The organism is Micromonospora sp. LZ37, assembly GCF_059359015.1.
This window is the reverse complement of sequence record NZ_JCADBL010000006.1, coordinates 338589-346221: the sequence shown is the minus strand read 5'-3', so window position 1 is coordinate 346221 and position 7633 is coordinate 338589. Positions and strand designations below refer to the sequence as shown.

General features: G+C 71.1%; 5 protein-coding genes. 1 reads left to right on the top strand and 4 read right to left on the bottom strand.

What is annotated here, in order from left to right; translation table 11 throughout:
* Window positions 1–626: 626 nt before the first annotated feature.
* Window positions 627–1217, top strand: coding sequence for a hypothetical protein (locus AC5L3Z_RS15860; RefSeq protein WP_334534009.1), 591 nt, complete (start codon window positions 627–629; stop codon window positions 1215–1217).
* A gap of 86 nt (window positions 1218–1303) precedes the next feature.
* On the opposite strand, the gene AC5L3Z_RS15855 is transcribed toward AC5L3Z_RS15860, so the two are convergent.
* The 4 genes from AC5L3Z_RS15855 to AC5L3Z_RS15840 form a co-directional block, all read right to left on the bottom strand.
* A complete protein-coding gene (locus AC5L3Z_RS15855) occupies window positions 1304–2095 on the bottom strand; it encodes a formate/nitrite transporter family protein (protein ID WP_494842697.1) in 792 nt (263 codons plus the stop codon).
* A 63-nt stretch (window positions 2096–2158) separates the two neighbouring features.
* Window positions 2159–3943, bottom strand: a complete 1785-nt coding sequence (locus AC5L3Z_RS15850; RefSeq protein ID WP_494842695.1) for an N-acetylglutaminylglutamine amidotransferase — start codon at window positions 3941–3943, stop codon at window positions 2159–2161.
* A 487-nt stretch (window positions 3944–4430) separates the two neighbouring features.
* On the bottom strand, window positions 4431–6425 hold the full coding sequence (ctaD, locus tag AC5L3Z_RS15845) for an aa3-type cytochrome oxidase subunit I (protein WP_494842693.1): 1995 nt from the start codon (window positions 6423–6425) through the stop codon (window positions 4431–4433).
* Between the two features lie 340 nt (window positions 6426–6765).
* The gene (locus AC5L3Z_RS15840; RefSeq protein ID WP_494842691.1) at window positions 6766–7110 is read right to left on the bottom strand and encodes a hypothetical protein; all 345 of its coding nucleotides are present in this window, start codon (window positions 7108–7110) and stop codon (window positions 6766–6768) included.
* Window positions 7111–7633 lie beyond the last annotated feature (523 nt).

The following is a 7633-nucleotide window of genomic DNA, read 5'->3' as shown; positions in this document are numbered from 1 at the left end:
AGGTTGAAGTGCTGCATCACGCCGGGCAGGTCACAGAACCGTACGTCGACGAACCTCACGTCCTCGTTCTTGAGGTAGCGCAGGAGTTCCTCGGAATCGGTGAACACGGGTCCTCCTGGAAGGCTTAGTCCGGCCATGGGCCACCGCGACAGCCGGACGGAGCCGGCCCGCGCCCATGCCCTGACCGTACGACGGCTCGCGGGGCTGACGTCGCCCATCCGGCCCATCCGCTCGCCCGGCTGCGCGACGTCCAGGATTCGGCCGACGACGCGACCCACCCCGCGCACCGCCACACCCGTGCGCCAAGCACGTCCGCGCCCGCCCCGCGCCCGCCCCGCGCCCGCCAAGATCGTGCTCGATCCGGGAAGTAGTGGCCTCGAACCCGCCGGGAAGCCACTACTTCCTGGATCGAGCGCGATCATGGGAGGTGGGCGCGCAGTCCCGCCCGTGGGGCGGGACTGCACGCGGCGCGGAGCGCGATGGGGGCTAGGCGGCGTCGCCGGCCGTCAAGGTCGTGCCCAACCGGTGAACATCGGGCGAAACCCGGCCGAGCCAGCGGGTCCGAACTGCTCTAATCGGGATGAGGCGGATGTCGAGCCGCCGCCATCTCAAGGAGGTGCCCCGGCATGCAGATGACCGCGACCGACAACCACGCCGTCGCCCAGGCGGTACACGACGTGGGATCGGCTCTCTGGTTCGGCGGCACGGTGATGGGCGTCGCCGGGGTCAACAAGTCCGGCAGCGACCTCCATCAGGGCATCGACCGGATCCGGGTCGCCGAGTCCGCCTGGGGCCGGTTCAGCCCGGTCCAGTGGCTCGGCATCGGCGCCACCATGCTCGCCGGCCTCCAGCTCAGCCGGGTGGGCCGACGCCGGATGGCACTGCAGAAGGGCTTCGGGACGGTGGGTGCGGCGAAGGCCGGCATCACCGTGCTCGGCGCGGCGGCCACCGCGTACGCCGCGTACTGCGGGAAGCGGATCGGACAGCTGGCGGAGGAGGCACACCAGCGCGGCGAGCAGATCGAGGTACGGGACGCCACCCTGCCCACCGCGCACACGCCGGACGCGGTCGCGACGTGGCAGCGTCGGCAGCGCCTGGCGCAGTACGCGGTGCCCGCGCTGGCCGGAGCGAACATCGTCTGCGGCTCGTACCTGGTGCAGTCCTACCGGACCGTCGCCACCGCCAAGGGTGTGCTGCGCCGACTGCTGCCCGACTGAGGCAGGAACGGCCCACCCGGCCCCTGCCGACCCGCACTCGCTGGCCGACCCCGGCGGGCATCCGCGCCCGACGCCGTTCGCCGCGCTCACCGCTGCCGGGACCGCTCATCGGCGAGCTCACGGGGCACCCGAGCCAGCCGGAGGACGGTGACGAGCCCGACGCCTCCGACGATGTTGCCGAGCACGGACCAGCCGAGGGCGCCGAGCCAGTCGACGTAGCCGAAAGGAGCGCGGCCGGCGGTCAGCGCGGCGAACATCAGGATCGAGTCCAGGACGCTGTGGAAGAGCTGCCCGCTGGCGAGCAGCGCGCCGAACAGCACCGACGGCACCAGGCGTACGCCGAGGCTCTCGGTGGAGTGCTGCATCCGGGTCATCAGGGTGATCACCATGCCGGCGAGCACGGCCAGGGCGAAAGAGCGCAGGTTGACGCCGAGCGTGGCGAAGTGGGTGCCGGTCTCGATGGCGGTGCGGCGCAGGTCGGGGAAACCCTGGGTGATCAGCCAGGCCACCAGCCAGCCGCCGAGCAGGTTGCCGGCCAGGGTCACGCTCCACAGCCGTAGCAGCGAGCGCACGGTGTTGTGGCCGGCGGCCACCGCGGTCACCGGCACCAGGAAGTTCTCGGTGAACAGCTCGCTGCGGGCCAACAGCAGCGCCACGAAGCCGATGCCGAAGGCGAGCCCGGCGAGCAGGGTGTGCCCGGTGGCCTCCTTGACCAGGAGGTAGGCCAGTACGCCGGTGCCGACGTCGACACCGCCGACAATCCCGGTGACGATCAGCGGGGCCCACGGTCGTGCCAGCCGGTTGGCGCCTTCCTCGACCACGCGGCCGAACGCCTCCGCCACCTCCGGCTCGGAACCGGCCAGTCGATCCTTCTTCACCCCGGCGGCTGCCCGCCACGGTTGGCGGTGGCCACGTGCCGGACCTCCGCCTCGTCGCCCGGGCTAGTGGACATCATGGGTCTGGAGCCAGAGTTCGAGCAGACCGAGCTGCCACAGCTTGTTGCTGCCGGCCGCGGCCTGCGCCTGTTCGGGGTCGGTGAGCAGCGCGTCGACGTACTCCGGCCGGAACAGCGCGCGTTCCCGCGCGGCCGGCGCCCGCAGCGCCTCGGTGACGAGGTCGCGGACCGGTCCGTCGACGTTGCGCAGCGCGGGCACCGGGAAGTAGCCCTTCGGGCGGTCGATCACCTCGGCGGGCAGTACCTGGCGGGCCACCTCCTTGAGCACGCCCTTTCCGCCCTGCGCGACCTTGTGCTCGGGCGGGCAGGCGGCGGCGAGCGTCACCAGGTCCTGGTCGAGGAACGGGGTGCGGACCTCCAGCCCCCACGCCATGCTCATGCTGTCCACCCGCTTCACCGGGTCGTCGGGGAGCATGAGGTGGGTGTCCAGGCGCAGCACCGCGTCGAGCGCGGTGTCCGCGCCGGGCGCAGCGAGGTCCGCGGCGACGAGGTCGCGGCTGGCGTCGGAGTCCATGGCGTACGCGGGGCCGACCACCCGGTTCAGCTCGGCGTGGTCCCGGTCGAAGAAGGCTCCCGAGAACGCGTCGGCGGCGCCGTCGCGGGGCACCCGGGTCAGGGGCTGGTGGTAGCCGTAGCCGGCGAAGACCTCGTCGGCGCCCTGCCCGGACTGTGCCACCTTGACGTGCCGCGCCACCTGCTCGGAGAGCAGGTGGAAGGCGACCACGTCGTGGCTGCCCATGGGCTCGGTCATCGCCTCGATGGTCCGGCGGACGGCGGGCACGAGGTCGTCGTCGGCGAGCTGGATGCGCTGGTGGTCGGTGTCGTACGCGCGGGCGACCAGGTCGGAGTAGTGGAACTCGTCGCCGCTCTCCCCGCCCCGGCTGTCGAAGCCGATGCTGAACGTGCGCAGGTGCTCCTGCCCGGCCTCGGCGAGCAGCGCCACGATCATGCTGGAGTCGAGTCCGCCGGAGAGCAGCACGCCGACCGGTACGTCGGCGACCAGCCGGCGCCGTACGGCGGTGCGCAGCGCGTCGCCGACCGCGGCCCGCCAGTCGTGGGCGTCCCAGCCGGCGTGGGCGGGGTCGCGGACGTACTCGGGCCGCCAGTAGACCCGCTCGCGGCTGCGCCCGTCGGCCTCGACGACGCGCACGGTGGCCGGGGGGAGCTTGCGGATGCCACGCAGGATGGTCCGGGGTGCGGGCACGATCGAGTGCCACGACAGGTAGTGGTGCAGGGCCACGGGGTCGACGCGGGTGTCGACGTCCCCGGCGGCCAGCAGCGCCGGCAGCGTCGAGGCGAACCGCAGCCGCCCCGGCTTCTCGGCCAGGTAGAGGGGCTTGATGCCGAGCCGGTCGCGGGCGAGCACGAGCCGCCGCCGGGCCCGGTCGACCAGGCCGACGGCGAACATGCCGACCAGGTGGTCGACGAAGTCCTCGCCCCACTGCGCGTACGCCACCAGGATCACCTCGGTGTCACTGGTGGAGTGGAACGTGTGCCCGGCGGCCCGCAGCTCCTCCCGCAGCTCCGGGTAGTTGTAGACGCAGCCGTTGAAGACCAGCGCGAGCCCGAGGTCCTCGCGCACCATGGGCTGGCCGCCCGCCTCGGACAGGTCGATGACGGTCAGCCGCCGGTGCCCGAGGGTGATCCAGCCGTCGCTCCACAGGCCCTCCCCGTCCGGGCCGCGGGAACGCATCGCCTCGGCCATCCGGGTCACCGCGTCGGCGTCGGGCGCCGTCGCGTCGAACCTCGCCTCACCGCTGATGCCGCACATCGTCAGCGTCGGGGGGTCGGGGGCACGCCGGCAGGGGACCGTCTCCCACCGCGGCGAGACGGCGGTGGGGGACCGGTCAGCCGGGGGCGTCCACGCTCCGATGTCATTCCTTCTCCTCACCTCTGGCGGGCACGGGAGATCGACCCGCCGGCCGGCCGGCTTGCCGCCTCCGGCGGCGGCGAGGGCGTACCGGGACGGCCCCGGCTGGTCGTCGGTCGTGACGTGCACGGTCCGGCCGTCTCTCCGGGGCGTCGCAGAGCAGCGGCGCCCCAGTCACGGGGATGCGGGCGTACCCCGGAGGCGGCCGACGTCACCTACCCCAACAGGACATCGCCATCCCCGTGGACGGGCAGGTCCAGGTCGTCCGGCCACCGCCCGCCCTGGCGCCGGGCGACGGCTGGCCTGCTCCGACGGTACGTCGGCCAGGTTCCGGCCGAGGGCGGATCGGCGAGAAGGCGCCCCGGTTCCCGACCCGTGGTCCCCCGGATCACTGCTCCTCGCCCTTGCCCTCCGGGCGGCGCCACCGGTCGTTGTCGTCGGTGGGGCTGCGCTGTCCACCCCACGGGTCGCGATCGGGTTCGTCGGTCTGGTCGAAGGCGGGTCGCCGAATCTGGTCGGGGTCCGGCACATCCACCGGCCGCGCGCCGGATTCGGCCGCCGGCTGGTAGGCGCCCGCCTCCCGCGGCCCGTGCGCGCCCTCGGCGCTGGGCGACTCGGGCGTCGGATGCTCGCGGTGCAGCCCCTCGAGCAACGTGTGCGGCGGCTTGGTGTCGCGCTGCGGCAGGTCCCGGCCGAGGTCGGCGACGAGCGGCCCGTACTTGGCGTCGAAGGCGGGACGCTCGGAGCGGATGCGGGGCATCCGGTCGAAGTTGCGCAACGGCGGTGGGCAGGTGGTGGCCCACTCCAGGGAGTTGCCGAAGCCCCAGGGGTCGTCGACGCTCACCTTGGCCCCGTACCGCCACGACTTCCAGGCGTTCCACATGAAGAACAGGGTGGAGATGCCGAGGACGAACGACCAGATGGTGGAGAACGTGTGCATCCAGGTGAAGCCGTCCTGCGGTTGGTAGTCCGCGTAGCGGCGGGGCATGCCTGCCGCTCCGAGCCAGTGGTGGATCAGGAACGTGCCGTGGAAGCCGAGGAACATCGTCCAGAAGTGAATCTTGCCCAGGCGTTCGTCCATGAGCCGGCCGGTCATCTTCGGCCACCAGAAGTAGAAGCCGGCGAAGAGCGCGAACACCACGGTGCCGAACACCACGTAGTGGAAGTGGGCGACCACGAAGTAGGTGTCGTGGACGTGGAAGTCCACGGGTGGGCTGGCCAGCAGCACTCCCGTCAGCCCGCCGAGCAGGAAGGTGACGAGGAAACCGATGGAGAACAGCATCGGTGTCTCGAAGGTCAGTTGCCCCTTCCACATGGTGCCGAGCCAGTTGAAGAACTTCACCCCGGTCGGTACCGCGATGAGGAACGTGGTGGCGGCGAAGAACGGCAGCAGCACCTGGCCGGTGGTGAACATGTGGTGCGCCCAGACGATCATGGAGTAGCCGGCGATGAAGATGGTGGCGCCGACCATGCCCTTGTAGCCGAAGAGCGGCTTGCGGGAGAAGACGGGGATGACCTCGGTGACGATGCCGAAGAACGGCAGCGCGATGATGTAGACCTCGGGGTGGCCGAAGAACCAGAACAGGTGCTGCCAGAGCATGTGCCCACCGGTCGTGGAGTCGAACACGTGGGCGCTGAGGACCCGGTCGGCCATCAGCGCCAGCAGGGCGGCGGCGAGCAGCGGGAAGACGAGGATCACCAGCACGCTGGTGATCAGCATGTTCCAGGTGAAGATCGGCATCCGGAACATGGTCATCCCCGGGGCCCGGAGGGTGAGGATCGTGGTGATGAGGTTGACCGCGCCGAGGATCGTGCCCAGCCCGGAGACGACCAGACCGACGACCCACATGTTCGCGCCCACCCCGGGCGAGTGCTCGGCAGTGCTCAGTGGGGTGTACGCCGTCCAGCCGAAGTCGGCCGAGCCGCTGGGCGTCAGGAACCCGCCCATGACCATCAGCCCGCCGAAGAGGTAGAGCCAGTAGGCGAGGGCGTTGAGCCGGGGAAACGACACGTCCGGCGCGCCGATCTGGATCGGCACCATGTAGTTGGCGAAGCCGAACGCCGCCGGGGTGGCGAACAGCAGCAGCATCACCGCGCCGTGCGAGGTGAACATCTGGTTGTACTGCTCGGCGGAGAGGAGCTGCAGGCCGGGCCGGGCCAGCTCACCCCTGATCAGCATCGCCTCCACCCCGCCGGCGATGAAGAACGCGAACGAGGAGAGCAGATACAGCAGGCCGATCTGCTTGTGGTCCGTCGTGCCCAGGAACTTGATCAGCGACGCGCCGGGCAGCGGTCGCCGCAGCGGTCCCGGGTACCCGCCGAACGCGGCCGGGACCAGCACCGCCGGACCATGATCTCGTACCGGCGCCGTACGCTTCGACATCTCTCCGCCTCGGGTCGTCTCCGTGATGGGCTTACCGCCCATATGCCATCTAACAGACGGGAAGCTCGTATTTCTGGCGTACGGTGGAGGTGGTCCGAGAGAAGATGCGGGCCCGGCGGCCGCGACGCCGGCTCCGCGAGCCGATCGGCAGCACCACACGCTTCGGCGTGACCGGGCGCCGCAAGCCGTACGCCGCCTGCCGGGACGCTCCGCTCGCGCGGCCCGACCTGCCGCGACCGGGTCGGTGCTGAACGCGACGATGGCCACCGAGTCGGCGCCGTTGGCACAGGTGGCGGTGACCCGGGGGCTCGCCGTGGACTTCGAGACCGGTGGCGGCGGCTCAGCTCCGCAACCGGTCGGCGACCAGCAGGTCGACCACGGCCCGGGTGTGCCCGACGCTGTCGTCGATCTGATCGACGAGGAGACCGTGCCGCGGGCCGCCCAGGACCAGCGTCCAGCGGGTGAGATAGCGCCGACCGTCGCGGTCGACGTGCGGGAGTGCGGCCGCGTCGTCGTCGCCGACCTGCGGAAACGCCAGGGACGCGTCGAGGTGTGCGTGTCTGGCCGGCTCCTCGGTACTCAACGCGCCGACCTGGATGCCGAGGCGGCTCAGCTCATGGTGCGCGGCCGACAGCAGCAGCATCTGGTTGGTGCAGCCGGAGAGGTCGCGGTACGTCTCGCCCACGCCATGGCCGGGGTAGGCGAAGACGACACCACGTCGCCCTCCGCCAGCCCGAGCAGGCGGCGCGCCGTGGCGATCTCCGTATCGGTGGCCTGTCGGGCACGGCCGTGCAGACCGGTGAGTCCGGTGGTGGCGATGTCGCTCATGTCAGGTCTATTTCCATGAGGGGCGCCGGGACTGCCGGTGCCACCGTGGGCCAATCGGTGCCGCTTGGGGTCAACCCGGCTATTGATCATGCTCGCCTCGCATGCTCCGCGTGGTCTACGCGGGTCCGTCACCCGGCCCGCCCGACCGGGACAACGCGGGGCGCTCCCTGCCACGCCGTACCAACCCCAAGGTCGCTAGACTAGGCGCTCGCGCCCTCGTAGCTCAGGGGATAGAGCATCGGTTTCCTAAGACGACGCTCTATCTGCACGCATATGCTGATGACCTGCGGGTTCCTATTCGATTTTCACGTTAGTGGGGCGCACACGCGCGTTGCTGTGGTCGCTTGCTGAAGATCAGCAGAGCTGACGTAAGTCCTGCT

Excerpts from the sequence above, each read along its gene's own strand:
- AC5L3Z_RS15860 (WP_334534009.1), top strand. The coding sequence starts at position 627 with ATGCAGATGACCGCGACCGACAACCACGCCGTCGCCCAGGCGGTACAC.
- AC5L3Z_RS15850 (WP_494842695.1), bottom strand. The coding sequence starts at position 3,943 with ATGTGCGGCATCAGCGGTGAGGCGAGGTTCGACGCGACGGCGCCCGAC.
- ctaD (WP_494842693.1), bottom strand. The coding sequence starts at position 6,425 with ATGTCGAAGCGTACGGCGCCGGTACGAGATCATGGTCCGGCGGTGCTG.